We start from the raw sequence: 26,771 nt of genomic DNA on the forward strand, positions 1-26,771 counted from the left end.
GCATGCCGCCGTCCATCCGTTTCCCGAGCGGGGCCGCCCGCCCCCGGCTGCCGGCGGCCTTGCGCGGCCTGCTCGGTGTGCTGCGCTCCATCGGCATCTATCACCGGCCGCACCGCCGCGGTGCCCTCGACCGCATGCATGCGCGCTTCGCCGGACGCGGCGACCTGGTGTTCGACATCGGCGCCCATGTGGGCGACCGGGTGGCGAGCTTCCGCCGGCTCGGCATGCGCGTGGTGGCGGTGGAGCCGCAGCCGCTGCTGGCGCAGCTGCTGCGGCTCCTGTACGCGCGGGACCGCAGGGTGAGCGTCGTTCAGGCGGCGGTCGGTGCCGCGCCCGGCAGCATTGACCTGCACCTGAACCTGGACAATCCCACCGTCAGCACGGCATCCAGCGACTTCATCCATGCCGCCGCCGTCGACAGCGCCTGGCAGGGCCAGCATTGGGAGCGCCAGGTGCGGGTGCCCGTCACCACCCTCGATGCCCTGATTGCCCGTTTCGGTGAGCCACGCTTCATCAAAATCGATGTGGAAGGCTACGAGGATCAGGTGCTGAAGGGGCTCAGCCTGGCACCGACGGCCTTCTCCTTCGAGTTCACCACCATCCAGCGGCCCGTGGCCCGCGCGGCGCTCGCGGAGTGCCGGCGGCTCGGCGCCTCCAGGTTCAACGCCGCGCTCGGCGAGAGTCAGCGCCTGCTGCACGCCGGCTGGACCGATGCGGCCAGCATGCGGGCCTGGCTGGATGCACTGCCGGCGCATGCCAACTCGGGCGACATCTATGCCATGCGGGGTTGAGAAAACACCTCGGGTGGAGATGGCTCGGAGATCGGGCAGAGCGCATCCGCCGTCGCGGCCGCTGGTGGATGCGCTTCTCCTCTCCACCCGACGCGCCGTCCGACGGCTGCACAGCTAAGCACCATGACGGAGACGACACGGGCAAGGGCCTTCTGGGTCACGGGACCGAACCGGGGCGAGATCCAGAGCGAAGACCTGCCGCCGCTGCCGGCGGACTGGGTCCGGGTGGTGACGCGCTTCTCCGGCATCAGCCGCGGCACCGAGGGCCTGGTGCTCCGGGGTGAGGTGCCGCCGAGCGAATACCAGCGCATGCGCGCGCCCTTCCAGGCGGGGGACTTCCCGGCGCCGGTGAAGTACGGCTACATCAGCGTCGGCGAGGTGGTGGCGGGGCCTTCGCACCTGCACGGGCGCCTGGTCTACTGCCTGTATCCGCACCAGGACATCTACCAGGTGCCCGCGGCGGCGGTGACACCCCTGCCGGCCGCGCTGCCGCCCGGGCGCGCCGTGCTCGCCGCCAATCTGGAGACGGCGTTGAACGGGCTCTGGGACGCCGCCCCCCGGATCGGCGACCGCATTGCGGTGGTCGGTGCCGGCACCCTCGGCTGCCTGGTGGCCTGGCTCGCTGCCCGTATGCCGGGCTGCGCCGTGGAGCTCATCGACACCGATCCGGCCCGGGCGGCGATTGCCGAAGCCCTGGGGGCGGCGTTCCGGATGCCGCAGGGGGCGAGTGCGGATGCGGACCTGGTGATCCATGCGAGCGGCAACCCGGCGGGCCTCGCCACGGCGCTCGGTCTCGCCGGCTTCGAGGCGACGGTGCTGGAGCTCAGCTGGTTCGGCGCCAAGCCGGTCACCCTGTCGCTGGGGGAGGCCTTTCATCAGCGCCGGCTGCGGCTGGTGTCCTCGCAGGTGGGCAGCGTCGCAGCAGCCCAGCGCCCGCGCTGGGACCACAGCCGGCGGCTGGCGCTGGCGCTGTCGCTGCTGGCGGAGTCCGCGGCCGCGGTCCTGGATGCATTGATTACCGACGAGGCCGGGTTCGGGGAATTGCCCGCGGTGCAGGCGCGGCTCGCCGCGCAGCCCGGCGGGACCCTGACCCAGCGCATTCGGTACGGGTGATCCTGGCCCGTGTCCGCCTGGGGTGGGGCTGCGGTGCGCTGACGCGGGAGCCGTGGGGCGTTGGGTGACCCTGTCGCAGCCGATCCCGATCCCGATCCCCATCCCGATGCCATGCTGGCGCGCTTGGGTGTCGCGCGTTGCTGGTGCTCGCCATGGACCTGCTGTTGCCGGTAGGCTGAGGGCCTGATTCTGTCTGGAGTGACGCATGTACAGCCTGACCGTCCGCGACCACATCATGATCGCCCACAGCTTCCGGGGCGAGATCTTCGGCCCGGCGCAGCGCCTGCACGGCGCCACCTATGTGGTGGATTGCGAGCTGAAGCGCCCGGCGCTGGACGCCGACGGCCTGGTGGTGGATATCGGCAAGGCCGCGGCCGTGCTCGGCGAGGTGTTGGGCGCGCTCAACTACCGCAACCTGGACGACGAGCCGGACTTCGCCGGGCAGAACACCACCACGGAGTACCTCGCCCGGGCCATCTTCGAGCGCATGGCCGCGCGTATCGCCGCCGGCGACCTGGGGCCGGGCGCCACCGGGCTCAGTGCGATGCGTATCACGCTGGCCGAGTCGCATGTCGCCTGGGCCAGCTACGAGGGCGCCCTCGGCGGCTGACGCGCCGGCCGCCCGCGCCTGATGTCCCCGCCCGGCCCAATGTCCCACCGGCCCACTGCCCAGAGCCAGCCCGACGCCCTGCACCTGCTGCTGCCGGGCAGTCTGGATGCCGTCACCGGCGGTACGCTGTACGACAGGCGCATGTGCGAAGCGCTGCGCGTCCAGGGCCGGTTGATCCGCGTGCACAACCTGGATGCGAGCTTCCCGCAGCCGTCGGCAGCGGCGCTCACGGCCGCGGATGTGCTGCTGGCGGGCCTCCCGAAGGGGGCGCTGGTGGTGGTGGACGGGCTCGCGTTCGGTGCCATGCCGGACCTCGCCGCCCGCCACGCGGCGCGGCTCCGCCTGGTGGCGCTGGTGCACCATCCGCTGGCGCTGGAGACGGGCTTGGACGCTGCGACCGCGGAGCGACTGCACGCCAGCGAAGCCCGCGCCCTGCGCCATGCCAGCCGCGTGCTGGTCACCAGCGCCCACACCGCCCGCCTGCTGGCGGACTATGCGGTCCCGCCGGAGCGGGTGCGCGTGGTGGAGCCGGGCACGGACCCGGCGCCGTCCGCCGCGGGCAGCGCCGTCGGCGGCGGCCCGGTGCAGCTGCTCTGTGTCGGCAGTGTAACGCCGCGCAAGGGGCACCAGCTGCTGGTGGAGGCCCTGGGGCAGCTCCGCGCGCTCGACTGGCGACTCGACTGCGTGGGCAGCCTGACCCGCGATCCGCAGACGGTGGCGGCGCTGGCAGGTCGCATCGAGACCCTTGGGCTTGTCGGGCGGGTGCGCCTGCTGGGGGAGCTCGGCGCCGCGGACCTCGCCGGCTGCTACCGCAGTGCGGATGTCTTCGTGCTCGCGAGCCTGTTCGAGGGCTACGGCATGGCCTTCGCCGAGGCCCTGGCCCACGGCCTGCCGGTGCTGGGCACCACCGGCGGCGCCATCCCGGACACTGTGTCTGCTGATGCCGGGGTCCTGGTGCCGCCCGGCGATGTGGCGCCGCTGCGCGAGGCACTGCACCGGCTGCTCACCGACGCCGGGCTGCGCCACCGCCTTGCCGCCGGCGCTGCCCGGGCGCGGGCACGGCTGCCGGACTGGCCTGCGGCGGCGGCACGCTTTGCAGCGGCCTTGGCCGATGCCTGAGCTCAAATTCAGCGACGACTGGCTCGCGCTGCGGGCGCCGGCGGATGCCGCGGCCCGGGCGGATCGGCTGGTGCAGCACCTCCGGGCCCTGCCGACGGCAGCCGATGCTGTGCTGGAGGTGCTGGACCTCGGCTGCGGCACCGGGGCAAACCTGCGCCATCTGGCGCCCCTGCTGGCCCGCACCGGACACCTGCGCCAGCATTGGTGCTGTGTGGACCAGGACGCGGCGCTGCTGGCGCGGCTGCCGGCGCGCACCGCCCGCTGGGCCGAGACGACCGACCTGTGCTGCACGCCGCGAGCCCATGGGCTCTGTCTCGAGGGTGCCGGCTGGCGCGCGGAGGTGGACGTGCAGCGCCTGGATCTGCACGCGGCCCTCGCCGACCTGCCGCTGCCGGCGGCGGGGCTGGTGACCGCCTCGGCGCTGCTGGACCTGGTGTCCGGTCCCTGGCTGCAAGGGCTGCTGGCGCGCTGCCGGCACGCGGGCTGCGGCCTGTTGTTCGCGCTGAGCTATGACGGCCGTTGCTCGCTGTCACCGGCGCATGCGCTGGATGCCGCCGTCATCGATCTGGTGAACCGTCATCAGCGCACCGACAAGGGTTTCGGCCCGGCCCTCGGGCCGAGGGCGGCGGACGATGCCGCAGCGCGTTGCCGGGCGCTCGGCTGGCGGGTGGAGGTGGCACCGAGCGACTGGGTGCTCGGGCCCACGGACGCCCCGATGCAGCGCGCGCTGCTGACGGGTTGGCATCAGGCGGCGGCGGAGCTGGCAGCCGGGGAGGGCGCTGGTCCGGCGGCGGGGCTGGACGCCTGGCTGACGGCGCGGCTCGCCTGGGTGGACGCCGGCACCTCGGTGCTGCGCATCGGCCACCTGGATCTGGTGGCGCTGCCCTGAGGCGCCGAGCCCATGCGTGAGTACGTGCCCATCGCCTGCGCCCGGCACGAGGCGCTGGAGCTCGCGATCCTGAAGCGCCGGCGGCTGCGCATCGCGCTGAGCGATGCGGGCGGCGGCGGCGTGCTCGTGGCGCTGCCCGTCGACATCCGTATCGCCGATGCCGCGGAGTGGCTGCTGGTGCGTGCGGCCGACGGCGGCGAGCGGCGGCTGCGACTGGACTGGATCCTGAGCGCGGAGCCCGCCGACGGCGTGGGTCCGGCCGGCGGCGGGCCCTGAAGCGGTTGGGAGCCAAGCCCGTGTCGATCCGCTCCCGATCGCTGGACTCGCGCCCGCCCGAGGCGCTGCCGGTGACCGTCACCATCGAGATCCCACGCGGCAGCTTCCGCAAGGTGGGCTCCACCGGGCGGCTCGATTTTCTTTCACCGCTGCCCTGTCCGTTCAACTACGGCAGCATCCGCGAGCGGGTGGGGCTCGAAGGCGACCTGCTCGACGCCGTGCTGCTCGGTCCGCGGCTGCCCGCCGGCAGCGTGGTGGCGGCCTTTGCCTGCGGGGCCGTGCGATTTCAGGATCGCGGGCTCTTCGACGACAAGCTCATCTGCACCAGCATCCCCTTGGATGCGCGCAGCGCCGAGGGTGCGAGATGGGTGGCCCTCGCCTGCTTTCGCGTCTACGGCTTCGCCAAAGGGCTCCTGAATCTGTGGCGCGGGCGACCGGGGCGCACCCGTGTGAGCGCCTGGGTCAGCGCAGAGCGCGCCTGGCGCTGCTCGCGACCCCGGTCATGTCTGGAATGGGACGGACCGCCGGTGCCGTTCTAGCCGATCAATCGGCGTTGCTCTAAAGCCCAAGGCTGCTGCAGATACCGTCCATGGAAGCCCGATCAATAAGGCAGCGAATGCGGGCGAGTGCCGCCCTATCGCGGGCGAGCTGAGCATCCAGGTTACTGCGCAGCGAGCGCAGGTGCGGCGCCACGGCGCCCTCGTCGAGTCTGATGCCCAACCGCTGCGGCGGCGCCAGGCTGGGTTCGCAATTTGCGCCGAGCATTGCCGACAGCATCAGGTCACCATACTCTGGACGATAGTGGGCGGGCTCCCAAAAGGCCTGAACGGTACGGCGGCGGTCACCTGGGTCCGGCGGGGCTTCCGTCGTCTAGGCGTTGATGACGTTGAAGTCCCAGAGGGGCACCCGTTGGCGGCGGGCGATCCGTGAGAGGGTCATCTTCCAGGCGTCCAGTTGCGGCCAGCGGTCCGTTTCCCTGATCGCGGTGAAGTAATCGACGTGATACGGGTTGATGAACAGGGTGACGTCGACGTTCTGCGCACGGGCACGGTCGAGAAACCGCTCAAGGGTGTCGAACACGCTCGACCACTGCACGCCGTCTTGGAAGATGGCATCGTCGCGGCGCCGGAGCCGCGTGACCAGCTCCCTGTTCTTTTGCCGAAACAACACCGCCTGGCCCTCGCGGCGGACGATCGCGACATAGTCACGTCCCGGATTGAAGCCGTCCGCGCGGCGGGTGGTGACATGATCCTCGCCCTGTCTCAGCACCGTCTGCACGGCGTCCGAGAGCGTCGCGAGCGAAGCCAGGGCCTGGAACCATTCGGCCGCACGCCGGCGAGCGTAGCCGGGATTGTCCATGCCGCTCGTGCCCACCCGGAGATTGACGTGGGAGAACTGGTGTGCAGCAGGCGCTTTCGGCGATGCCCTCGGCTCCACCAGGAAGTCCATAAAGTCCAGTCCCAAGAGGACCTGCGTCACTTCCCCAGTCGCCATTGCATGCTCGGCGTAGGCGATCTGCAATGCCAGCCTGGCGCCGGGCACCGCCGCGTTGAAGACAGGCTCCCGTGCCGCCGGCCAGCAGGCGCTCTGCGGATCGAGGCCGGCCTCCGGACGGGAGTTGCCGGCAATGACGGTAGTTGCCCGCAGGCGGTCTGCATAGTAGGGCTTGGCGTAGCGTATCCGTGCGCCGGCGGCGGGCTTGAGCGCGTTGAAGCCGTTGATGCGCGGCGTACCAAACATACCGTACGGGTCCACCAGCCAGTTCCAGACGAAGCTGAGCCCGAGCGTCAGAACAACGCCCAGCCCAGCCGCGACGAGGAATCGCGGGTAAACTGCGTGGGGCCGGTGCGCAGCGCACTCAGAACTGGAAATAGAGGAATTCCGAGACACGGCTCATGGCCAAGATGGCGAGGGCGGCGCAGACACCCGTCGCCATGCCGACAGGCGCTGTGGGGCGCCAGTGCAGAGACTGCATATGCATGGGCAGCAGGCGCAGTTCATGGCGATCGTCGCCGGAATAAAGCTTGAGCACAGGCTTGAAGCGGGCCATGATCTGCATGGAGTTGGGCATCATCAGCGCGATGGGGGCCAGCGCGAGCACCCAGGCCCAGGTGAGCGCGAAGTCCGTGCCGCCGCCCAGGTAGGTTCCCACGCCCCACGCGGACAGTACAGGCCAGAGGGCGCCTAGGCTCACGGCGATGGCGTTGGGTAGGGCCACGCCATGCATGCCGCACATGGCCGCAAGCATGCGCAGCGCTGCATCCATGTCCGCCGCACGAAAGAAGACCCAGCCGACCACCACCGCGAGGAAGGTGATGGACCAGGCCAGCAGCCGTGCGACCGCTCCGGGTACCAGCGGGCGAGGAGCGATGACAGCCCAGAGCCGCTGCCAGGCATGATTGACGACGAGATAGAGCCCATGCAGTGCGCCCCAGATGACGAAGGTCCATCCGGCTCCGTGCCAGAGTCCACCCAGCAGCATGGTAAGGAACAGGTTGCGATAGCGCTTGACTGGTCCATGCCGGTTCCCACCCAGCGGGATGTAAAGATAGTCGCGCAGAAAGCGTGACAGGGTCATGTGCCAGCGGCGCCAGAACTCGACAATGCTGGTGGCCTTGTAGGGGGAGTGGAAGTTCTGCGGCAGGCGGATACCAAACAGTCTTGCCGCACCAATCGCCATGTCGGAATAGCCTGAGAAGTCGAAGTAGAGTTGCCAGGTGTAGGCGAGCGCGCCGCCCCAGGCCTCGAAGAAGGTGAGTGTGTCGCCGGCGGCAGCGCGGTCGAACACGGGCGTTGCATAAACAGCGATGCCATCGGCAAGTACGGTCTTCTTGAAAAGACCCATAACGAAAATGGTGCCGCCGACAGCGATGTTGGCAACATGTGGCTGCAGCGCTTCCCGGCGTGGGAACTGGGGGAGCATCTCCTTATGGTGGACAATAGGACCGGCAATGAGCTGGGGAAAGAAAGTGACGAAAAGCAGATAGTGAGAGAAGCGGTACTCCCGCGTGATACCCTGGTAAGCATCCACCAGGTAAGCAATCTGCTGAAAGGTAAAAAAGGAGATGGCGAGAGGCAACAGCACCTGCTGCAGATGAAGGTCGGTTCCAAGTACGGTGTTCAGGGTGTCGACCCCGAAGTTTGCATACTTATACCAACCGAGCAGACCTAGATTGAAGGTGATGCCGAGCACGAGCAGCGCTCGGGCGCCGGCCCTGCGCGCGTGCTGATGGTCGCGGCCAATGCGCCGGCCGATCCCGAAGTTGACCAGCATCGAGGCGATGATCAGCGGGACATAGACCGGGTTCCACCAGCCATAAAAGAACAGTGAGGCAAGTATCAGCCAGGCAATGGCAGGCTCGTGCCCGAGTCGGCCTATCCAAAAGAAGCCGAGGAGCGTCAGCGGCAGAAAAGCAAACAGGAATGCAAAGGAATTGAACAGCATCGTGGGTGTCCTGCGGCGCGTGTCGCGCCCGTGGCGTCCTTTGGAGTCCTGCAGCTGATCCGGCGGCGACGACGAGGCTGAGGCTCACGACCCTGAGTTACAGGAAGTCGCCGCCGACAGCGCGATGCCCGAAGACGATCTGGGCGCGGCGGCCGTCGTCGAGGTCCAGCCGGCCGACCCCGTTGCGGCCGTCCACGTCCAGGATGATGTTGGCGAGGCCGCGGCTGCCGTCGTCGCAGCGCACATGGAAGTCCGCCCGGGTGTCGCCGGCGAAGGCATCGTAGCGTCCGCGGCAGATGTCGGCGCCGTTGCTCACCGTGAAGGCGGAAATGAAGGGGTTGGAGACATAGGCACCGCGGTACAGGTCATCGGCGAAGACGACGACGAAGGGTCCGCCCGTGACCTCGCTCGGGTCCGGCTCGTCCCAGCGCGTGTCGTGATAGTGCTGGAGCACCGAGGTCATGCAGGTGTGCTGGTCCTGCATCGGAATGCCGCGGCAGAGGATGCGTGCGTACTGGATGGGCTCGACGTTCGTGAACAGCAGGTCGTAGTCCCGCTCGGCCCGGTTGCCGCCGCAGCCGGCGGCCATCGCGACGGCTGCCGCCGACAGGGCTGATAAGGCGGTACGGGCTGCTCGGCCGGCGCGCATGGCTCCCCCAGGTCGTCATTGCTTCAGGCGGCGACGGCCACCGCCACCGCGCTGCAACTATAGCGCAGTCATCGGGGGTCGCTCGTGATACGGTTGGGGGAACGCCGGCGCTGGCCGATTCATGCCGGCCGCTCGAACAGGTAGTGCCCCACGTACCACTCCGAGCCGTCGCGGAAGCCGAAGAACTCCGCACAGCCCATGAAGAAGAGTCGCCAGCGCATCCACCACAGCCCTGCCTGCTCCTCGCCGTAGGTCTGCGCCAGGATCGGCATGATGCGCTCCCGCGCGGCGTCCTGCTTGGCGAGCCAGGCGTTCAGGGTGCGCTCGTAGTGGCGGCCGTTCCAGCGCCAGCGGTCCACGAGCTTGAGATCCTGCTGAAAGTGCAGCGGCAGATCGTCGCTCGGCATGATGCCGCCGGCGAAGAAATAGTGGCTCATCCAGTCCTCGGGCCCGGTGTCTTCGTAAGGATAAGGGTGCTCGCGATGGCAGAACACGTGCATGAAAAAACGCCCGCCGGGCTTGAGCCAGCCGTTGACCCGCCCGAACAGCACGCGCCAGTTGCGCATGTGCTCGAACATCTCCAGCGAGACGATGCGGTCGAAGCGACCATCGGTGTCGAAGGTGTTCATGTCGGCGGTGATCACGGACAGATTCGAGATGCCGCGGCGGGCGGCCTCGGCCTCGATGAATTCGCGCTGGGAGGCAGAGTTGGACACTGCCGTGAAGCGGCTGCCCGGGAAGCGCTCGGCGGCCCAGAGGCTGAAACTGCCCCAGCCGCAGCCGAGCTCCAGCACGTCCTGGCCCGCGGCGATGCCGGCGCGCTCGGCGGTGACCGCGAGCGAGGCCGCTTCGGCGGCGTCGAGGTCATCCACGCCCTCAGGCCAGAAGCAGCAGCTGTACTTGCGCCGCGGGCCGAGCACGATGTCGAAGAATGCCGCCGGGACCTCGTAGTGCTGCTCGTTGGCGCGATCCGGCACCGCCGCGACGGGAGCGGCGTCCATCAGCGCCAGGAAGTCCCGCTTGTGCGCCCAGGCGGCTTCCGGCTCGGCACCGGGCAGCTCGTCGACCATCTTCTTGAGCCGCTGGCGGATGCCGGCACGCACCACCGGGTCCGGCACCCGGCCGCGCTCCACCCAGTCGAGGATTCTGGCTTCGGAAATCGGCATGTCTGCTCCCGTGTCGTCGGTTATTTTGGCTGTTGTCCAAGTGTTGTCCAAGGCGAAAACTTGCAAGCCGTCCGGTCGCCGGTTGCACTCTGACAAGGGCGGTCTGGCGGCCACTGATCCGCGCCCGCAGCGCGCACCCTGTGCGACAGCACCAACGCTTGCACTGGCGCCGGACCGGGCCAATCTTACAAACCTTGGAGCAGCAGCCTGCGGCGGCGCCCAGCCATCAGCCCTCAGCCCCCAGCCCCCAGCCCGGAAACCTGCTGCCCCGAGATCTGCACGCGCGTCCCATTCTGAGTGATCGATGTCTGAGCCATTTTCCGTGCTGTCGCGCGAGGTTGCGGAGACGGAGCGCATCGCCGCCACCGTAGCCGCCCATCTGCGCGCCGGCGACATCCTGCTGCTGACAGGCGATCTCGCCTGCGGCAAAACGGCGTTCGTCAAGGGGCTGGCCGCGGCGCTCGGCTCAACGGACACCGTCACCAGTCCCACCTATGCGCTGGTGCACAACTATCGCACCGACCGGTGCGATGTCATGCACATCGACGCCTACCGCGTGGAGAGCGTCCGCGAGTTCACCGACCTGGGCCTCGACGAGTACTTCCCCGAGTGCATCGTCGCCATCGAGTGGGGCGACAAGGTGGCGGGGCTTTTCGATGACCATCTGCGCATCGCCTTTCACCTGGCGGATGCGCACGAGCAGCATCGTTTGCTCAGCTTCGACTGCTCGGGTGAGCGCTGGGGCGCCGAAATGACGCAACTGGAGGCCGAGCTGGGGGTGCAACGGGGAGCCGACTGCGGAGGTGTTGACGGTGAGTCTCCTGCTGGTCATTGATACATCGGCACGCCCCTTCGAAGTTGCGCTGGGACGGGTCGGTGCGTGCCTGTACAGCGCGCGGGCCGCGGCCATGACCCCCAACAAGCAGGATCTGGCGGCGATGGTGACGGAGGCCTTGCGCGCGTCCGGGCAGTCGCTGCGGGACCTTCAGGGTATTGCAGTGAACATCGGTCCGGGGGCCCTCGGCTCGGTGCGCTCGGGTGTGTCCTTTGCCAATGCCCTGGCCTACAGCCTGGGCGTGCCCGTTCACCCCGTGACCTCCTTCGAGCTCATGGGCTTCGCCGCGGCGGCTGCGCAGGATCGCCCGGTGCTGTGCACGGCGCGGGCGTCCGACGGCCAGGCATATCTGGGGGTGTTCGCGGCGGGCAGGCTGTCGTTCATGACCTTCGGAGCGCTCGATGCGCTCGCCCCGGCGACGGTCGCCGACCTCGACCGTGTTGCGATTGCCGGGGACCACAGGGCGGCGCTGTGTACGCTGCTCCGCAACAGGGAGGTCATCGACAGCGGCGTGGACAGGGGCACGGCGGCCACCTACCTGCAATGGGCAGCCACAGGCGCCGGCGAGGCCAGGGCCTTCCCCGAGGTGGCGACGCCCATCACGGAGGACTCGGCGCTGCTCCGGGATGCGGCGGAGCTGCTGCGCTGAGGGACTGGCGCCAGGGAAAGTCGGCGCCCCGGCTGGGCAGCAGCACGGTCCGCGTTGTGAATGAACAGGTTTTTCTGCCGGGCATGGACCCGGAAGGCAGTGGATTTTCATGAGCGCAGACATCCCAGAGGCCGTCGCCGCACTCCAAGCGGGCGGGCTTATCCTGGTTCCGACGGACACGGTCTATGGCCTGGCGGTGAGTCCGGCGTTCCCGGCGGCGGTCGAGCGGCTGGGGGTGCTGAAGGGGCGCCCGCGGGATCGGTTCTATCCGATCATGGTCGCATCGCCCGATGATCTGCTCGACCTCGGCGCCGAGATCAATCCTTGCGCCGAGCGGCTGCTCGCGTCCAGGTACGTTCCGGGGCCGCTGACGCTCGCCATCGGCTTCCGGGATGCGCCCACTGTGCCCTGGCTCAGCGGGCGGGAGGAGATCGGCATCCGCATCCCGGACGATGCGCGCATGCTGGACATCCTCCGGCAGGCAGGGCCGTTGTTCGTGACCAGTGCCAACAAGCACGGCGAGCCCACCCATGAGACGGTGCCGGAGATCCTGGCACAGCTCGGCGAGCGGCCCGATGTGGTCATCGACGGCGGCGTGCTGCACACGGTGCCCTCGACCCTGGTGAACTGCCGGTGCGAGCCGCCCGCCGTGGAGCGGGTGGGCGTCGTGCCGGAGGCAGACGTGAAACAGCTCCTCGGACTCTAGAGACCATGCGCAACCTCGTCCTCGGCATCGAATCCTCCTGTGACGACACGGCCGCTGCACTCGTCGACGCGGCGGGCGCTGTGGTCGCGTCGGTGAAGGTCGCGCAGACAGAGGTCCACCGCCCTTACGGCGGCGTCTATCCGGAGCTCGCGAGCAGGGCGCATGTGGCGGAGATCGTGCCGGCGCTGCACCAGACGCTGGCGGATGCCGGCGTCGGCGTCGAGCAGATCCGCGCCATCGGCGTCACGCGCGGGCCGGGCCTGATCGGCCCCCTGCTGGTGGGGCTCAACACCGCCGCCGGGCTTGGCCTGGGCTGGGAGCTGCCGGTGATCGGCATCAACCACCTGCGCGGGCACCTGCGCAGCGCCGATCTGGAGGAGGCGCGGGTCAAGTATCCGGCGACCATTCTGCTGGTCTCCGGCGGGCATACCATCCTCGCGTACATGGAAGACCCTGCCTCCATCCGCCTGCTCGGCACCACCCGGGACGACTCCGTGGGCGAGGCCTATGACAAGGTGGGCCGCATGTTGGGGCTCGGTTATCCGGGCGGCCCTGCGGTGGATCGGCTCGCGAAGACCGGTACCCCGAGCATCCGCTTTCCCCGCCCCATGATCCAGCAGGGGCTCGACTTCTCGCTGTCCGGGCTCAAGTCCGCGGTGTCGCGCCATCTGGAGCAGGCACCGGACCCGCGTCACGAGGACGTGGCCGCGTCCTTCGTCGAGGCGATTCTGGAGCTCTTGGTGACCAAGTGCCGGCGTGCCCTGGCGGAGCAGCCCTCGCAGTCCCTGGTCATCGTGGGCGGCGTGGCGGCGAGCCCGCAACTGCGCGCGGCGGCCGCCGAGCTGTGCGCGGAGCTTGACGTGGAGCTGTGCCTGCCGCCGCTGCGCTGGGCCACGGACAACGCGGCCATGATCGCGCTTGCGACCTGGGACTACATCGAGCAGGGCCAGCAGCCCCGCCCGGTGCCGGACGTACGCCTGTCCATCGTCGATTACTGAGCGCGTCGCCCGCGCCCCAGGGGCGGAGCTTGTTCGAAAACTTTCCGGGGGCGCCGGCCGCGTCGAGGCGCGTCGCCAGGCCATCCGGCGCGCTCAGGACGCCGCCTCCACCTCCGCCTCTTCCGCCGGCGCGGCATAGCCGCATTCCTTCTGCGGGCAGACCTTCTGCGCGCCCTTGGTCTTGGTGACCTTGAGTGTCAGGATGGGCCAGTTGCACTGGGGGCAGGGCTCGGCCAGCGGCTGGTTCCAGACCGCGTAGTCGCACTTCGGGTAGGTGGAGCAGGAGAAGAAGACCTTGCCGCGGCGGGATTTCTTCTTCTGCAGCGTGCCGGTCTCGCATTTCGGGCACTGGATGCCCGTGTCCACGGGCTTTTCCAGCGGCTCGATGTGACGGCACTTGGGGTAGCCGGTGCAGCCGATGAACTTGCCGTAGCGCCCGCGCTTGATGGCGAGCTCCGAGCCGCACTCGGGGCAGGTGCGGCCCTCCACGAGCTGGGGCTCTTCCTTCTCGCCCTTGCCCTCATCCAGGTCGCGGGTGTACTTGCACTCGGGATAGTTGGTGCAGCCGATGAAGAGCCCGTTGCGGCCCAGGCGCTTGGCGAGCTGCCCGCCGCACTCGGGGCATTGCTCGTCGATGGCCTCCTGCGTCACCTGGCTGCGGTCCACGTTCTCCTGCGTGTGCTCCAGGCGGTCCTTGAAGGGCTTCCAGAACTGCTCCAGCAGCGGAATCCAGTCCTCTTCGCCGCGGGAGACGGCGTCCAGCTCGTCCTCCAGCCGGGCCGTGAAGTCGTAGTCCACGTAGGACGTGAAGTGCTCGGTGAGGAACTTGTTGACGATGCGGCCCACGTCCGTCGGCAGGAAGCGCTTCTTCTCCAGCAGCACGTATTCACGCTCCTGCAGCGTGGAGATGATGGACGCATAGGTGGACGGCCGGCCGATGCCGAGCTCCTCCAGCGCCTTGACGAGGGACGCCTCGCTGTAGCGCGGCGGCGGCTCGGTAAAGTGCTGTTCCGGGCGGATGGCCTGAAGGTCCACCAGCTGCCCTTCGGTCATCTCGGGCAGCATGCGCTCCTCGTCATCGTCGGCGCTGGTGGCGTCGTCGCGCCCTTCCAGGTAGACGCGCATGAAGCCGGGCTCGGCCACCGTGGAGCCGGTGGCGCGGAACAGGTTGCCCGCGCCGGCGGAGAGATCCACGGCCACCTGGTTGATGAGCGCATGGGCCATCTGGCAGGCGATGGTGCGCTTCCAGATGAGCTCGTAGAGCTTCGCCTGGTCCGCCGTCAGATGCTGCTTGATGTCCTTCGGCAGGTTGCGGATGGACGTGGGCCGGATGGCCTCGTGCGCCTCCTGGGCGTTCTTGGACTTGGTCTTGAAGGCGCGCGGCGCATCGGGCACGTACTTCTGGCCGTAGCGCTCGCCGATGTACTCGCGCAGCTCGGTGATGGCCTCCTGGGCCAGGTTCACCGAGTCCGTGCGCATGTAGGTGATCAGCCCGACGGCACCCTGGCCGATGTCCACGCCCTCATAGAGCTGCTGGGCGGTGCGCATGGTGCGCTGGGCGGTGAAGCCGAGCTTGCGCGCGGCCTCCTGCTGCAGCGTGGAGGTGATGAAGGGCGGCGCGGGATTGCGCTTGCGCTGCTTGCGCTCGACCTTCTCCACCTTGAGCTGCCCGCCCGGGGCGCCGCCCGTGGCCTGAAGCAGTGCGGCTTCCACCTCCCGGGCGCGGGTTTCATCGGTGATGCTGAACTGCTCCACCTTCTCGCCGCCGAACTGGGTCAGCTTGGCGGCGAAGGGCTTGGTGCCGAGCTTGTCGTCCGGGGCGCTGGCGTCGGCCTCCACGGTCCAGTACTCCTGGCTCTGGAAGGCCTCGATCTCCTGCTCGCGCTCGACAATGAGCCGCAGCGCCGGGCTCTGTACGCGCCCGGCGGAGAGCCCGCGCCGCACCTTCTTCCACAGCAGCGGCGACAGGTTGAAGCCGACGAGATAATCCAGCGCGCGCCGGGCCTGCTGGGCATTGACCAGGTCCGTGGAGAGCTCGCGCGGATGGGCCACGGCGTCGTTCACGGCGCGCTTGGTGATCTCGTTGAAGACCACGCGGTAGACCGGTCGCTCGCCGATCAGCTTGCGGTCGTGCAGCAGCTCGTACAGGTGCCAGGAGATGGCCTCGCCCTCGCGATCCGGGTCCGTTGCCAGGTAGAGGGCGTCGGCCTTCTTGAGCAGCTTGGCGATGGCGGCGACGTGCTTCTCGTTGCGGTCGATGACCTGGTACTTCATCTGGAAGTTGTGCTCCGGGTCCACCGCACCCTCCTTGGGCACCAGGTCGCGCACGTGGCCGTAGGAGGCCACCACCTCGAACTCGGGGCCGAGGTATTTCTTGATGGTCTTGGCCTTGGCGGGGGATTCGACGACGACGAGTTGCATGACGGTTCCGGCAGCGGGGCGAAGGGCGGCCTAGGAAATACGAAAGCCCCCGGTCGCGTCAAGGTGGGGCCGCTGCCCGGCGGGCGTCAACCCATGCTCGCCCGCGCTGGCTGGGCGAAATCACCGGCAGGTCCCGGAGCCTGGGCCGGAGAACGCCTGAGGTCAGGCGAGAATTTGCCGCAGGCGGACTGAAGCTCGCCTTCCGCGGGGGCCGACTGAAGTTTGCCTACCCGGCGGTGCCTCCCTAGTGCAGCTGCGCCGGTGCGTCGCTGTAGATCAGCTCTTCCATCTGGCTGTGCGCGGACTCGCGGCCGGGGCGGTTCATCAGCACCAGCAGCACCACCCACTTGAGCTCATCGACGCTGACGGCGGTCTGCTGGATGGCCATGGCGCGGTCGATGACCAGCTCCCGGCTCAGCGGGTCCAGGATGGCGCTCTGCTCCAGGAACAGCAGCAGCCCGCGGGCCTCGATGTCGAGCTTGGCGCATTCGGCGGGCGTGTAGACGCGCACGGCGCCGGCGCTGCGCGGCGGATACTCGGTGGTGTCCATGCGGCTCGCCAGCTCGTCGAGCCAGGTCAGTGCCTGCGCAATCTCGCTGTTGGAGAAGCCCGCGCGGGAGAGCTCCGCCTCCAGCTCGTCCTGGTCCACCGGCGGCCGTGACTGGCCGTCCAGGTAGTTCTCGTAGAGGTAGATCAGGACGTCGACCATGCTCTCGTTCATGCTGACTCCTCGTGGTGTTACGTCTGTCATGTCGGCGGGGCGTGGATGGGGTGGGACAGGTCCAGGGTGCGGCGGGTCGGCGGTGGGCTCAGGCATCGCGCGGGGCCGGGGGCGGCTCTGCGCGCAGGCTGTAGCGACCGCCGGGGTGGGAGACCACGTGGCCCTGCAGCTCCAGCAGCAGCAGCATCGAGGCGATCTCGAAGGCCGGCATGCCCGTGCGCGCAATGAGGTCATCGGGTGCCACGGGATCATACCCCAAGCAGTCGAGCAGCCGGCGGTGGTCGTCGTCGAGATCCGCGTCCTGCTGCTGCGCCGGCGCCACCTCGGGGTTATCGTCCAATGCATCGCTCAGGTATTCACCCAGCTGCGGTCCGAGCTCTTCCAGGATCTGGTTGGCGCTGTCCACGAGCTTGGCGCCCTGGCGGATGAGGGCGTGGCAGCCGCGCGCGAGGGGGTTGTGGATGGAGCCCGGCACGGCGAAGACCTCGCGCCCCTGCTCGCTCGCCAGCCGCGCGGTGATGAGCGAGCCCGAGCCCACCGCCGCCTCCACCACCAGGGTGCCCAGACTCAGGCCCGAGATGATGCGGTTGCGCTGCGGAAAATGGCTGGCGTGGGGGCCGGTGCCCGGCAGAAACTCGCTCACCAGGGCGCCGGCGCTGGCGATGCGCCTGGCGAGCTCCCGGTGCGCGGCGGGGTAGACCCGGTCCGGACCCGTGCCGAGCACGGCGATGGTGCGCCCGGCGCCGAGGGCGCCGTCGTGGGCCGCGGCGTCGATGCCGAGCGCAAGACCACTGGTGATCACGAGCCCGAGACCGGCCAGGTAAGCGGCGAAGTCGCGGGCCGTTTCGGTGCCGCCGGCGGTGGGGTTGCGGCTGCCGACGATGGCGATCTGCGGCTCGTTCAGGAGTGCCGTCTCGCCGCGCACGAAGAGCAGCGGCGGCGGGGCCGCCAGCGCGCGCAGGCGCTTGGGATAACCCGGCATGTCGGGCGTCAGCAGGTGGGCGCCGTCGTGCGCGGCCCAGGCAAAGGCCGCTTCGACCCGGCTTCGGTCCGGCGCCCCGATGGCGGTGATGGCGGCGTTGGACAGCCCAGCGTCGGCCAGCGCGCCCCGGCCCGCGGCACGCACGCCGGCGGCACTGCCGAAGCGCTCGATCAGCTGTGCGATGCGCCGCGGGCCCACCCCGGGCGCCAGAGTCAGTGCGAGCCAGTCGGTGATCTGCTCGCGGCTTGCGGTGCTCATGGCCGCAGGACCGAGCCGCGGGTCCCGGCCTGCCGGTGGGGTCGATGGGGCCTGGTCATGTCTGTGCTCCGTGCAGCCTGCGCGCCGCGCGCGGACAGGCTGCCTGCCCGCCCGGGCCGATGACGCCTCGGCAGGGCCGGCGCATTCCTCGTTGCGGTATTGGTCAATGGTCGCTGCTGTGGTCCACGGAAGCTGTGCGCTGTTGACCAGCGCGGCGCATTCGTGCGCATGGGCAGTGCTTTGGTGAGGATCATGGGGTGAGGATCATGGGGTGAGGATCATGGGGTGCGGGTCATGGGGCGCGCGTCATGGCGATCGTGGCGCGGAGACGATCTCACCCACATGCATCGGCTTGTTGGCGTACATCACCAGCGCGAAGCTCACCTTCGGAAAGACGCGGAAGACCATCAGCACGCCGGAGCGGGAGTCGGGGACGATGTACTTGTCGGACCCGCGCGACGCACGTCGATGCAGGGGCAGTGGGGCATTCGGGTCCGGCTTGTCGCGTACCCAGCCGTCGAGCTCCCAGTCCCCGAGCCAGAACGACGCGTCCGCGGGGGACTCGTTGCGCCAGTTCCAGTCGGTGCGGCGTGCCTGCACCGGATCGCGGCGCAGCTCGCCGCCGCGATAGGCCTCGAAGACCTGGCCCACCTCCACGGCGTCGCGGGCGCCGCGGTTGAGCACCACGACGTCGTACTGACCGATCTGCGAGACGCCGTTCAGCACCGAGATGACCGATCCGCGCATGCCCGCCGGTCCCGGCCGGGGGAAGAAGCTGCGGATGGGCTCCTCGTCCCGGGCCGGGCGCAGCCGATCGCCCACTTCCACCTCCTTGCGGGAGCGGGTCACGACCAGGGTCGCCGGGTCGCCCAGGCGCTCCAGCCGCGCCGTGGCCACGGAGGATGCCTCGTAGCCCAGCACCTCGCCGGTGTCCGGGTCGCGGTAGGCCTGGCCCGGGCGCAGCACCTCCCAGCGGTCGTTGCCGGCGCGGGTGATGCTGCGCACATACAGGGTGTCGCCGAGGCCGCCGATGATCTTCTCGTCGGGGAAGCCGACGACATAGGGGGCGCGGTCGATTTCCTCAGCCTCCGTCACCAACGGCCGTGACAGGAACGGCGCGACGGCGTTCACCGGAATTGCCGGGATCTCCCGGTCCAGGTCCGTCACCCGCACCCGCGGTGAGAGCTTGACCGTGCGCAGACCGCCGCCACCCTGGAGCGTCCGGATGCGCGGGCTGCCGCTGGTGTAGTCCACCACCAGCACGTCGCCGGGATAAATGCGGTTCGGGTTGGCGATATCCGGGTTGGCCTGCCACACCTCGCGCCAGCGCCAGGGCTCGTGCAGGAAGCGCCCGGCGATGTCCCACAGCGTATCGCCCGGTCGGACGACATAGCGCTCCGGTGCGTCGGCGCGCAGCGGACCCTGCGCCAGGGCGGTGTGCGCGGTGAGCAGCAGGGCGAGCATGGCCAGCAGCGCGCCGAGACCCGGCAGGACGGCCGGCGCGGGTCGGGAATGCCGGGGTTGAATGCCGGGCGCGGGGGGCTGGATGCGCATGCTGCCTCCTCTGGGGCCGGGTCTTCCGGGCCGCGTCTGGGCTGGATCGGGACTGAACCTGGACGGGATCTCGGCTGAATCTGGACCGAATCCGATCCGAAATCCGGAGCCGGACCCGGGTCTGTTCCGGCGGGCGGTGCACGCGCCGCGCCGGCGGCCGCCGACGGCTGCCCATTGTGCCTCCCTGCGCCGGCGGCGTGCTCGGCGGCCCAGCGTCGTCGCGGCGGGGACTTCTCGCCACGCCGCCCGGATTGCCGGGAGGACACGCGGGGAGGACACGCCGGTCCGCCATGGCTGTCGCAAGCGCTTGGCGCGGCAACGTTTTCCGATCCGCCCGCGGTGCCGGACAGACCGTCCGATGGTGTATCATGCGCATAGTAGCCCAATCTGAAGCTCCTGTATCTGCGAATCAGCAGTTTTCGGTAACGTTATGGCAAAACTGGAAATACTGACCTTCCCCGACGAGCGCCTGCGGCGCCGTGCGGAGCCCATCCAGCAGGTGGACGACGGCGTGCGCCGGCTCGTGGACGACATGCTGGAGACCATGTACGACGCGCCCGGGATCGGTCTCGCCGCCGTGCAGGTGAACGTGCCCAAGCGGGTCATCGTCATCGACATCTCCGACGACAAAGACCAGCCCCTCTGTCTCATCAACCCGGAGATCCTGGAGCGCACCGGCGAGGAGCAGATGGACGAGGGTTGTCTCTCCGTGCCCGGCTTCTTCGAAAGCGTGACCCGCGCCGACCGGGTCCGTGTGCGGGCGCTCGACCGCACCGGCGAGCCCTTCGAGCTTGAGACCGACGGCCTGCTCGCGGTCTGCATCCAGCACGAGATCGACCACCTGGACGGCAAGCTCTTCGTCGACCACATCTCGGCCTTGAAGCGCCAGCGCATCCGCAAGAAGCTGGAAAAGGAGCGCCGTCAGAGCGCGCCGGTGCCCGCCGGCAAGCGCCGCCAGGCCATCTGACCCCGCCGAGGGGTCGCGGCCGGGGCGCCCGCACGCCGCAGCGGCGACCCCGCCCGCCGCCGCCGAGACGACCACGGACGAGCCAGCCACCAACGCCATCATGCCCCCGGCCCGCATCCTCTACGCCGGCACACCCGAGTTCGCGGTGCCGGCCCTCTCCGCGCTTATCGACAGCCCCCACGCCGTGGTTGCCGTCTATACCCAGCCCGATCGGCCCGCCGGCCGTGGCCGGCGGCTGGAGCCCTCGCCGGTGAAGCGCCGGGCGCTGGCGGCGGCGCTGCCGGTGTGCCAGCCCGCGTCCCTGAAGGACGCCGCAGCCCAGGCCGAGCTCGCCGCCTGGGACGCGGATCTGCTGGTGGTGGCCGCCTACGGACTGATCCTGCCGCAGCCGGTGCTGGACACCCCGCGCTGCGGCTGTGTGAACATCCACGCTTCGCTGCTGCCGCGCTGGCGCGGGGCGGCGCCCATCCAGCGGGCGCTGCTCGCCGGCGATGCCGAGACCGGCATCAGCATCATGCGCATGGAGGCAGGACTGGACACGGGGCCCGTCTATCGCGTTGCGCCGCTCGCCATCGACCCCGCGGATACGGCGGGCAGCCTCACGGCACGCCTGGCGGACCTCGGCGCCGAGGCTCTGATGGCGGCGCTCCCGGGCATTCTGGACGGCAGCGCCGCCGCCGCGCCCCAGGACGACGCCGCCGCCACCTACGCCCGCAAGGTGACCAAGGACGAGGCGGCCATCGACTGGCGCCTGAGCGCCGCGGCCATCGCCCGCGCCGTGCGCGCCTTCGACCCCTGGCCCGTGGCGCAGACCCGGCTCGGTGACGAGGTGCTGCGCATCTGGGCAGCTGAGGCCCTGTCGCCCGCCGAAGACCAGCCGGGCGCGCCGGGGTGCGTGCTGGCCACCGGCCCCGCCGGCATCGATGTCGCCACGGGCGCCGGCGTGCTGCGCATCACGGAGCTGCAGGCCCCCGGCAAGCGCCGCATGGCCGCCCGCGATTTCCTGAACGCCCGCCGCGTGGACGGCGCCCTGCTTGGCTGAGCCGCGTCGCCCGGGCGCGGCAGCGCGGCACTCCCACAAGGGCGCCGCGCGCAAGGCGGAGGGTGCAGACCTGCGCGCCGCCGCCGCGCGCGTGGTGCATGCCGTGCGGGCCGAGGGACGCTCGCTCACCGCGGCGCTCGCGGCGGCGGCGGGTACGGTGCCGGCGCGCGATCAGGCCCTGCTGACGGAGCTCTGCTACGGCACGCTGCGGCTGCTGCCGCGGCTTGAAGCCCTCATCGCTATACTGCTGTCGCGGCCGCTTCGCCGCGCCGACAGGATCTTGAATGCGCTCATGGCGGTGGGCCTCTACCAGCTCGTCTCCACCCGGATTCCGGCCCATGCCGCGGTGGCGGCCACGGTGGACGCCGCCCGCGTACTGGGCCGGCCGCGCGCCGCCGGCCTGGTGAATGCCGCGCTGCGCCGCTTCCAGCGCGAGCAGGACAGCTTGCTGGCGCAGGTCGGCACCGACCCGGATGACCCCGCCCTGTTCCCGGACTGGCTGTTGCGCCGCCTGAAGGCCGCCTGGCCCGCGCACTGGCGGCGCATCGTCGCCGTCAGCAACCAGCGCCCGCCCATGGCGGTGCGGGTGAACCGCATGCGCGTGGACCCGGCCGGCTATGCCGCGCAGCTGGCGGCCGCCGGTATCGTCGCGCGGCCCCTGCCCGGGCTCGACAGCGCGCTGATGCTGGAGCAGCCCCTGCCGGCGGAGCGCCTGCCGGGCTTCGCCGCCGGCTTGGTGTCCGTGCAGGACGCCGCCGCCCAGTGTGCAGCGCTGCTGCTGGACCCGCGGCCCGGCGAGCGGGTGCTGGACGCCTGCGCCGCCCCCGGCAACAAGACCGCCCACCTGCTGGAGCACGCGGGGGGCGACCTGGCCCTGACTGCGGTGGACCTGTATGTGGACCGGCTCGCGCCGCTGCGCCAAAACCTGGCGCGGCTCGGGCTGCGTGCGCAGGTGTTGGCGGCGGATGCCCGGGATGCCGCCGCCCAGTGGCCGGGTGCCCCCTACGACGCCATCCTGCTGGACGCCCCCTGCTCGGCCACAGGCGTGATCCGCCGGCATCCGGACATCAAGTACCTGCGCCGGGACACGGACATCGCCGCGCTCACCGCGACACAGGATGCCCTGCTTGCGGCACTCTGGCCGCAGCTGCGCCCCGGCGGGCGGCTCCTCTACGCCACCTGCTCCGTGCTCCCGGACGAGAATCAGGACCGGGTGGCCGCCTTCCTGGCTGCCCATGACGATGCCCGGGAGCGGGCGCTGACAGTGCCCGCAGGTGCTGGCGACGCGCTGCCCTGTGCGCCCGGCGTGCAGGTGCTGCCGACCGCCGACGGTGGCGACGGCTTCTATTTTGCGCTGCTGGAGCGGGTGGGGTGAGGACGCTCAGGCGACTCGGCGTCGCGGCGCTGCTGCCGATGCTGCTGCTGTTGACCGGGGCCGCGGCCGCGGCCCCGGACTTCGACGTCGAGCAGGTGGAGACGCGGCTCGAGGAAGGCACTTATTTCATGGACGCGAACGTCCGCTACGACTTCAGCGACCGCGCCCTGGAGGCGTTGGAGAACGGCGTGCCGCTCACCGTGGAGGTGCACATCCAGGTGCGCCCCGCGGAGGCCTGGATCTGGCAGGACAGCCTGCTGGATCAGCGCCTGCGCTACCGCATCCGCTACAAGCCGCTGTCCGAGCGCTTTCTGGTCTCGCAGCTCCCGGGCGAGCGCGGTCGGACCTATGTCACACGCGATGCCGCCCTCGCCGCCCTCGGCGAGCTGCGCGACCTGCCGCTCTTGAGTCCGGACCGGCTGGCGCCGGACACCGACTACGAGGTCCAGATCCGGGTCTCCCTGGACATCGAGGAGCTGCCCCTGCCGCTGCGGCCCATGGCCTACCTCTATCCGTCCTGGAAGCAGTCCAGCAAGTGGACGAAATGGCCGCTGACGCCGTAAGCCGGCCCGGCAGGAACCCGCGCGGCAGAGCGCCGCGCCGGGTCTGGCAGCACCCCGGGGCCTTCTTCGTCGGCCTGCTGCTGCTCGCCCTGCTGGTGGCGCTGCACCTGATGAGCAGCGCGGTTCAGAACTCCGATGCCCTGAGCCGCGCCTTCGTGCCCCTGCTGCTGGTGGTGCTGCTGGGGCTCTTCGCGCTGGTGGTGATGGTGGGCTTCAACGTCGCGCGCCTGGTGACCCAGCGCCGGCGCGGGGCGCCCGGCTCGCGGCTCACCGCGCGCATCGTGGTGCTGTTCGCGCTCATCTCACTGCTGCCGGTGGGGGTGGTGTACTACTACTCCCTGGGCTTCCTGCTGCGCGGCATCGACAGCTGGTTCGACGTGGAGATCGACAGCGCCATGGCGGATGCCCTGGCGCTGAACCAGGCCTCGCTGGACCTGAACCAGCGGGTGCTGCTCAAGTACAGCCAGCAGATCCTCGCCGGCATCGAAGACCGCTCCGCCACCGCGCTCACACTCACTCTGGACGACCTGCGCCGCCAGGCGGGCGCGCTGGAGCTCACGGTGTTCGAGCCGAACGGTCAGGTCATGGGCACCGCCATCGACGACCCCACCCAGCTGGTGCCGAATCACCCCGGGCGCGAGGTCATGCAGGGCGTGCGCATGGGGGTGGACTATGTGGCGCTGGAGCCCGCCGAGGACGACCAGCTGGTGGTGCGCGTGGTGGTGAACGACCCGCGCGCCCGGCGCATGATGATGCAGGCCATCTTCCCGACCTCGGCGCGCATCGACGAGCTGGCGTCGCGCCTGGAGAACGCTTACAACCGCTACACGGAGCTCGCCTATCTGCGCCGCTCGCTGAAGCTCAGCTTCTCGCTGACCCTGTCGCTGGTGCTGGTGTTCGGCCTGCTGGCGGCGCTGCTCGCGGCCTTCGGCACGGCACAGCGGCTGGTGCGGCCGGTGGCGGACATTGCCCGCGGCACCCGCGCCGTCGCCGACGGCGACTACGAGCAGCGCCTGCCCCTGCCGGCCCAGGACGACGAGCTGGCCTTCCTGGTGGCCTCCTTCAACGCCATGACGCGGCGCATCGCCCAGGCCCGCGACCAGGCCGCCCGCAGCCAGCGCGCCGTGGAGGAGCAGCGGGCGTATCTCGAGACCGTGCTCGGGCGCCTGTCCAGCGGCGTCATCGCTCTGGACGGACAACTGCGGCTCATGACCATGAACCCCGCCGCCCGGCACATCCTGCGGCTGCCGGATTACCAGGACACGGCGCTCGCACTCGGCGAGCTGGAGCGGGGCTATCCGCGGCTTGCACCCTGGGCCGATGCCGTGCGCCGGCACGTCGGCATCGGCAGCGAGTGGCGCGAAGAGGTGACGCTGCTCGGCGGCGACGGCCGTCAGGTGCTCATGTGCCGCGGCAGTCCTCTGCCCGGGGTGGTGGATGCGGGCGCCGGCAGTGGGCATGTCGTGGTGTTCGACGACATCACCACCCTGATCCGCGCCCAGCGCGATGCCGCCTGGGGCGAGGTGGCGCGGCGCCTGGCGCACGAGATCAAGAACCCGCTGACCCCCATCCAGCTCTCCGCCGAGCGCCTGCGGCACAAGCTGCTCGCCAAGCTGCCGGAGGCGGAGGCGCGGGTGGTGGACCGCGCCACCCACACCATCGGCCAGCAGGTGGAAGCCATGAAGGCGATGGTGAACGACTTCGCCAACTATGCCCGCACGCCCGAGATGCAGGACGAGCCGTTCGCGGTGGACGCCCTCATCACCGAGGTGCTGGATCTCTACCATGGCGCCCGGGCGCGCATCGATGCCGACCTGGGCGCCCCGGAGGCGAAGATCCGCGGCGACTCCAAGCGCCTGCGGCAGGTGATCCACAACCTGCTCAAGAATGCCATGGAAGCGCTGGAGGGCCGGCAGGACGGCCGCATCCGGGTGACTACCCAGTACGCCTTCAGCGACGAGACGCCGTCCATCGAGATCGCCATCGAAGACAATGGCGGTGGCATCGACCCGGCGCTGCTGGACCGGCTGTTCGAGCCCTATGTCACGTCAAAGGCAAAGGGCACGGGCTTGGGCCTCGCCATCGTCAAGAAGATAATTGAAGAGCACGGCGGTATCATCACGGCGGAGAACGCGGCACAGGGCGCGAGCTTCACGGCCAGGCTGCCGATCTGGCGTGAGTCGCCCGCCGCGTCACCGGGACCGCTGCGGCGGGTAGGAGAGACATGAGCGCCACCCACATCCTCGTCGTGGACGACGAGCCGGACATCCGCGAAACGGTGCAGGACATCCTCGAAGACGAGGGCTACACCGTCACCAGCGCCGAGAACGGCGAGGCCGCGCGGCACGCCCTGCGCGACCGCCGACCCGACCTGATGCTGCTCGACATCTGGATGCCGGACCTGGACGGCATCAGCCTGCTCAAGGAGTGGGACGAAGACGAGGGCCTGCCCTGTCCGGTGATCATGATGTCCGGCCACGGCAACGTGGAGACCGCGGTGGAGGCGACCCGCCTCGGCGCCTACGATTTTTTGGAGAAGCCGCTGTCCATGGCCAAGCTCCTGCTCACGGTGGAGCGGGCGCTGGAGGCGGACAAGCTCGCGCGCGAGAACGTCGGCCTGCGCCGGCGTGCGCCCCTGGTGCAGGAGCCGGCCGGGCGCTCGGCGGCCATGCAGCGCCTGCGTGAGCAGGTGAAGCGCATCGCCCAGCACGACACCTGGGTGCTCATCACGGGCGAGCCCGGCAGCGGGCGCGAGACCTTCGCGCGCTTCCTGCATTCCCAGAGCGCGCGCCGCGAGCGGCCCTTCGTGGACCTGGGCGTGTCCGCCATCACCCGCGGCAACGCCGCCCGCGAGCTGTTCGGCAGCGAGGACCAGGACCACGTGCATTACGGCAGCCTGGAGCAGGCCGCCGGCGGTACCCTGCTGCTGGACGAGGTGGCAGACATGGACCTGGAGGCCCAGGGCCAGCTCCTCGGCGCCCTGGACACGGGCTCCTTCATGCGGGTCGGCGGCAGCGAGCCCGTCACCATCGACGTGCGCATCATCGCCGCCACCTCCCGGGACCTTAAAGAAGAAGTCCGGGCCGGCGGCTTCCGCGAGGACCTGTTCTATCACCTCAACGTGGTGCCGCTGCAGGTGCCGGCGCTGCGCGAGCATGCCGAGGACATCCCGGATCTGCTGAATTACTACGTGGACTACTTCGCCACCCACGAGAAGCTGCCGTACCGGCGCTTCAGCGTCGGCGCGCAGAACTTTCTGCGCAACTACAGCTGGCCCGGCAATGTCCGGGAGCTGAAGAACCTGGTGCAGCGGGTGCTGATCCTGGGCGCCGGCGACGAGATCACCCAGACCGAAGTGGAGGCGGCGCTCGGCTCCGCGCCGCCGGTGCCGACCCAGCCCCTGGAGGGCATGGTCTCCTTCGACCAGCCGCTGCGCTCCGCCCGGGAGCAGTTCGAAAAGGCCTATCTGGAGTACCAGCTGGAGAAGCACGCCGGCAACGTCTCCAAGATGGCGAAAGAGGCGGGCATGGAGCGCACGCACCTCTATCGCAAGCTGCGCTCTTTAGGCATTGAGATCAAGGAGCGCAGATGACTTCGCGTCGCGCCCCATCGGCCAAGGGGCAAGGGCTGAGGGCTGAGGGC

The 26,771-nt window shown here is 69.9% G+C and carries 26 protein-coding genes; 17 read left to right on the forward strand and 9 right to left on the reverse strand.

From position 1 onward, the window contains the following. Positions 1-2 precede the first annotated feature (2 nt). The 7 genes from QZ607_RS08230 (at position 3) to QZ607_RS08260 (ending at position 5,337) form a co-directional block, all read left to right on the forward strand. Positions 3-791 (forward strand): FkbM family methyltransferase, encoded by a 789-nt coding sequence (locus tag QZ607_RS08230; RefSeq protein WP_295881745.1) that lies wholly within the window; start codon positions 3-5, stop codon positions 789-791. A 123-nt stretch (positions 792-914) separates the two neighbouring features. Continuing rightward, positions 915-1,904: a zinc-binding alcohol dehydrogenase gene (locus tag QZ607_RS08235; protein ID WP_295881747.1), complete on the forward strand. Its 990-nt coding sequence runs from the start codon at positions 915-917 to the stop codon at positions 1,902-1,904. A 205-nt stretch (positions 1,905-2,109) separates the two neighbouring features. Beyond that, a complete protein-coding gene (locus QZ607_RS08240; RefSeq protein WP_295881749.1) occupies positions 2,110-2,514 on the forward strand; it encodes a 6-carboxytetrahydropterin synthase in 405 nt (134 codons plus the stop codon). A gap of 39 nt (positions 2,515-2,553) precedes the next feature. Further along, positions 2,554-3,633, forward strand: coding sequence for a glycosyltransferase family 4 protein (locus QZ607_RS08245; RefSeq protein WP_295881750.1), 1,080 nt, complete (start codon positions 2,554-2,556; stop codon positions 3,631-3,633). After that, positions 3,626-4,522: a class I SAM-dependent methyltransferase gene (locus QZ607_RS08250; RefSeq protein ID WP_295881752.1), complete on the forward strand. Its 897-nt coding sequence runs from the start codon at positions 3,626-3,628 to the stop codon at positions 4,520-4,522. The genes QZ607_RS08245 and QZ607_RS08250 overlap by 8 nt, the downstream gene beginning before the upstream one ends. A gap of 12 nt (positions 4,523-4,534) precedes the next feature. Further along, a complete protein-coding gene (locus QZ607_RS08255; protein WP_295881754.1) occupies positions 4,535-4,798 on the forward strand; it encodes a transcriptional antiterminator, Rof in 264 nt (87 codons plus the stop codon). A 20-nt stretch (positions 4,799-4,818) separates the two neighbouring features. Further along, complete coding sequence (locus QZ607_RS08260) at positions 4,819-5,337, forward strand: inorganic diphosphatase (RefSeq protein WP_295881757.1); 519 nt, start codon at positions 4,819-4,821, stop codon at positions 5,335-5,337. 19 nt (positions 5,338-5,356) lie between these two features. Here QZ607_RS08260 and QZ607_RS08265 read toward each other — a convergent pair whose 3' ends face one another. The 5 genes from QZ607_RS08265 to QZ607_RS08285 all read right to left on the reverse strand — a co-directional run bounded on the left by QZ607_RS08265 (position 5,357) and on the right by QZ607_RS08285 (position 10,058). After that, positions 5,357-5,575, reverse strand: coding sequence for a hypothetical protein (locus QZ607_RS08265; protein ID WP_295881760.1), 219 nt, complete (start codon positions 5,573-5,575; stop codon positions 5,357-5,359). A 93-nt stretch (positions 5,576-5,668) separates the two neighbouring features. Next, positions 5,669-6,553: a hypothetical protein gene (locus tag QZ607_RS08270; RefSeq protein ID WP_295881763.1), complete on the reverse strand. Its 885-nt coding sequence runs from the start codon at positions 6,551-6,553 to the stop codon at positions 5,669-5,671. A gap of 103 nt (positions 6,554-6,656) precedes the next feature. After that, positions 6,657-8,243 (reverse strand): MBOAT family protein, encoded by a 1,587-nt coding sequence (locus QZ607_RS08275; RefSeq protein WP_295881766.1) that lies wholly within the window; start codon positions 8,241-8,243, stop codon positions 6,657-6,659. A 97-nt stretch (positions 8,244-8,340) separates the two neighbouring features. Continuing rightward, positions 8,341-8,832, reverse strand: coding sequence for a hypothetical protein (locus QZ607_RS08280; RefSeq protein ID WP_295881767.1), 492 nt, complete (start codon positions 8,830-8,832; stop codon positions 8,341-8,343). A gap of 179 nt (positions 8,833-9,011) precedes the next feature. Next, positions 9,012-10,058 (reverse strand): cyclopropane-fatty-acyl-phospholipid synthase family protein, encoded by a 1,047-nt coding sequence (locus QZ607_RS08285; RefSeq protein WP_295881768.1) that lies wholly within the window; start codon positions 10,056-10,058, stop codon positions 9,012-9,014. A 304-nt stretch (positions 10,059-10,362) separates the two neighbouring features. On the opposite strand from QZ607_RS08285, the gene tsaE reads away from it, so the two are divergent. From tsaE to tsaD, 4 genes are all read left to right on the forward strand, one after another. Continuing rightward, positions 10,363-10,893, forward strand: a complete 531-nt coding sequence (gene tsaE, locus QZ607_RS08290; RefSeq protein WP_295881771.1) for a tRNA (adenosine(37)-N6)-threonylcarbamoyltransferase complex ATPase subunit type 1 TsaE — start codon at positions 10,363-10,365, stop codon at positions 10,891-10,893. Next, on the forward strand, positions 10,871-11,542 hold the full coding sequence (tsaB, locus tag QZ607_RS08295; RefSeq protein WP_295881774.1) for a tRNA (adenosine(37)-N6)-threonylcarbamoyltransferase complex dimerization subunit type 1 TsaB: 672 nt from the start codon (positions 10,871-10,873) through the stop codon (positions 11,540-11,542). Before tsaE ends, tsaB begins: the two co-directional genes overlap by 23 nt. A gap of 109 nt (positions 11,543-11,651) precedes the next feature. Continuing rightward, positions 11,652-12,248, forward strand: a complete 597-nt coding sequence (locus QZ607_RS08300; protein WP_295881777.1) for an L-threonylcarbamoyladenylate synthase — start codon at positions 11,652-11,654, stop codon at positions 12,246-12,248. 5 nt (positions 12,249-12,253) lie between these two features. Continuing rightward, positions 12,254-13,246: a tRNA (adenosine(37)-N6)-threonylcarbamoyltransferase complex transferase subunit TsaD gene (gene tsaD, locus QZ607_RS08305; protein ID WP_295881779.1), complete on the forward strand. Its 993-nt coding sequence runs from the start codon at positions 12,254-12,256 to the stop codon at positions 13,244-13,246. A gap of 93 nt (positions 13,247-13,339) precedes the next feature. Here tsaD and topA read toward each other — a convergent pair whose 3' ends face one another. From topA to QZ607_RS08325, 4 genes are all read right to left on the reverse strand, one after another. Next, entirely contained in the window at positions 13,340-15,667 is a 2,328-nt protein-coding gene (gene topA / locus QZ607_RS08310) for a type I DNA topoisomerase (RefSeq protein WP_295881782.1), read from the reverse strand. 244 nt (positions 15,668-15,911) lie between these two features. After that, a complete protein-coding gene (locus QZ607_RS08315; protein WP_295881784.1) occupies positions 15,912-16,388 on the reverse strand; it encodes a DUF494 family protein in 477 nt (158 codons plus the stop codon). An 88-nt stretch (positions 16,389-16,476) separates the two neighbouring features. Continuing rightward, positions 16,477-17,628 (reverse strand): DNA-processing protein DprA, encoded by a 1,152-nt coding sequence (gene dprA, locus QZ607_RS08320; RefSeq protein WP_295881787.1) that lies wholly within the window; start codon positions 17,626-17,628, stop codon positions 16,477-16,479. Positions 17,629-17,934: 306 nt separating this feature from the next. Beyond that, positions 17,935-19,182, reverse strand: a complete 1,248-nt coding sequence (locus QZ607_RS08325; RefSeq protein ID WP_295881789.1) for a LysM peptidoglycan-binding domain-containing protein — start codon at positions 19,180-19,182, stop codon at positions 17,935-17,937. A 430-nt stretch (positions 19,183-19,612) separates the two neighbouring features. On the opposite strand from QZ607_RS08325, the gene def reads away from it, so the two are divergent. From def to QZ607_RS08355, 6 genes are all read left to right on the forward strand, one after another. Beyond that, the gene (gene def, locus QZ607_RS08330; RefSeq protein WP_295881792.1) at positions 19,613-20,149 is read left to right on the forward strand and encodes a peptide deformylase; all 537 of its coding nucleotides are present in this window, start codon (positions 19,613-19,615) and stop codon (positions 20,147-20,149) included. A gap of 100 nt (positions 20,150-20,249) precedes the next feature. Then, positions 20,250-21,191 carry a methionyl-tRNA formyltransferase gene (fmt, locus tag QZ607_RS08335; protein WP_295881794.1) on the forward strand — a complete coding sequence of 314 codons (942 nt, stop codon included), beginning with the start codon at positions 20,250-20,252 and terminating at the stop codon, positions 21,189-21,191. Then, the gene (gene rsmB / locus QZ607_RS08340; protein WP_295881798.1) at positions 21,184-22,566 is read left to right on the forward strand and encodes a 16S rRNA (cytosine(967)-C(5))-methyltransferase RsmB; all 1,383 of its coding nucleotides are present in this window, start codon (positions 21,184-21,186) and stop codon (positions 22,564-22,566) included. Before fmt ends, rsmB begins: the two co-directional genes overlap by 8 nt. Next, positions 22,563-23,129, forward strand: coding sequence for a DUF4390 domain-containing protein (locus tag QZ607_RS08345; RefSeq protein WP_295881799.1), 567 nt, complete (start codon positions 22,563-22,565; stop codon positions 23,127-23,129). The genes rsmB and QZ607_RS08345 overlap by 4 nt, the downstream gene beginning before the upstream one ends. After that, positions 23,111-25,357: an ATP-binding protein gene (locus tag QZ607_RS08350; RefSeq protein WP_295881802.1), complete on the forward strand. Its 2,247-nt coding sequence runs from the start codon at positions 23,111-23,113 to the stop codon at positions 25,355-25,357. The genes QZ607_RS08345 and QZ607_RS08350 overlap by 19 nt, the downstream gene beginning before the upstream one ends. Then, on the forward strand, positions 25,354-26,721 hold the full coding sequence (locus QZ607_RS08355; RefSeq protein ID WP_295881804.1) for a sigma-54 dependent transcriptional regulator: 1,368 nt from the start codon (positions 25,354-25,356) through the stop codon (positions 26,719-26,721). The genes QZ607_RS08350 and QZ607_RS08355 overlap by 4 nt, the downstream gene beginning before the upstream one ends. The last annotated feature ends 50 nt before the right edge of the window (positions 26,722-26,771 follow it).

This window comes from uncultured Thiohalocapsa sp., from assembly GCF_913063425.1.
Taxonomy (GTDB): Bacteria; Pseudomonadota; Gammaproteobacteria; order Chromatiales; family Chromatiaceae; genus Thiohalocapsa.

Bases quoted from the DNA above. Each gene is read 5' to 3' on its own strand.
- QZ607_RS08230 (WP_295881745.1), top strand. From the start codon at position 3: ATGCCGCCGTCCATCCGTTTCCCGAGCGGGGCCGCCCGCCCCCGGCTG.
- QZ607_RS08235 (WP_295881747.1), top strand. From the start codon at position 915: ATGACGGAGACGACACGGGCAAGGGCCTTCTGGGTCACGGGACCGAAC.
- QZ607_RS08240 (WP_295881749.1), top strand. From the start codon at position 2,110: ATGTACAGCCTGACCGTCCGCGACCACATCATGATCGCCCACAGCTTC.
- QZ607_RS08245 (WP_295881750.1), top strand. From the start codon at position 2,554: ATGTCCCACCGGCCCACTGCCCAGAGCCAGCCCGACGCCCTGCACCTG.
- QZ607_RS08250 (WP_295881752.1), top strand. From the start codon at position 3,626: ATGCCTGAGCTCAAATTCAGCGACGACTGGCTCGCGCTGCGGGCGCCG.
- QZ607_RS08255 (WP_295881754.1), top strand. From the start codon at position 4,535: ATGCGTGAGTACGTGCCCATCGCCTGCGCCCGGCACGAGGCGCTGGAG.
- QZ607_RS08265 (WP_295881760.1), bottom strand. From the start codon at position 5,575: ATGCTGTCGGCAATGCTCGGCGCAAATTGCGAACCCAGCCTGGCGCCG.
- QZ607_RS08275 (WP_295881766.1), bottom strand. From the start codon at position 8,243: ATGCTGTTCAATTCCTTTGCATTCCTGTTTGCTTTTCTGCCGCTGACG.
- QZ607_RS08280 (WP_295881767.1), bottom strand. From the start codon at position 8,832: ATGGCCGCCGGCTGCGGCGGCAACCGGGCCGAGCGGGACTACGACCTG.
- QZ607_RS08285 (WP_295881768.1), bottom strand. From the start codon at position 10,058: ATGCCGATTTCCGAAGCCAGAATCCTCGACTGGGTGGAGCGCGGCCGG.
- tsaE (WP_295881771.1), top strand. From the start codon at position 10,363: ATGTCTGAGCCATTTTCCGTGCTGTCGCGCGAGGTTGCGGAGACGGAG.
- QZ607_RS08300 (WP_295881777.1), top strand. From the start codon at position 11,652: ATGAGCGCAGACATCCCAGAGGCCGTCGCCGCACTCCAAGCGGGCGGG.
- tsaD (WP_295881779.1), top strand. From the start codon at position 12,254: ATGCGCAACCTCGTCCTCGGCATCGAATCCTCCTGTGACGACACGGCC.
- topA (WP_295881782.1), bottom strand. From the start codon at position 15,667: ATGCAACTCGTCGTCGTCGAATCCCCCGCCAAGGCCAAGACCATCAAG.
- QZ607_RS08315 (WP_295881784.1), bottom strand. From the start codon at position 16,388: ATGAACGAGAGCATGGTCGACGTCCTGATCTACCTCTACGAGAACTAC.
- dprA (WP_295881787.1), bottom strand. From the start codon at position 17,628: ATGAGCACCGCAAGCCGCGAGCAGATCACCGACTGGCTCGCACTGACT.
- QZ607_RS08325 (WP_295881789.1), bottom strand. From the start codon at position 19,182: ATGCGCATCCAGCCCCCCGCGCCCGGCATTCAACCCCGGCATTCCCGA.
- def (WP_295881792.1), top strand. From the start codon at position 19,613: ATGGCAAAACTGGAAATACTGACCTTCCCCGACGAGCGCCTGCGGCGC.
- fmt (WP_295881794.1), top strand. From the start codon at position 20,250: ATGCCCCCGGCCCGCATCCTCTACGCCGGCACACCCGAGTTCGCGGTG.
- QZ607_RS08350 (WP_295881802.1), top strand. From the start codon at position 23,111: ATGGCCGCTGACGCCGTAAGCCGGCCCGGCAGGAACCCGCGCGGCAGA.
- QZ607_RS08355 (WP_295881804.1), top strand. From the start codon at position 25,354: ATGAGCGCCACCCACATCCTCGTCGTGGACGACGAGCCGGACATCCGC.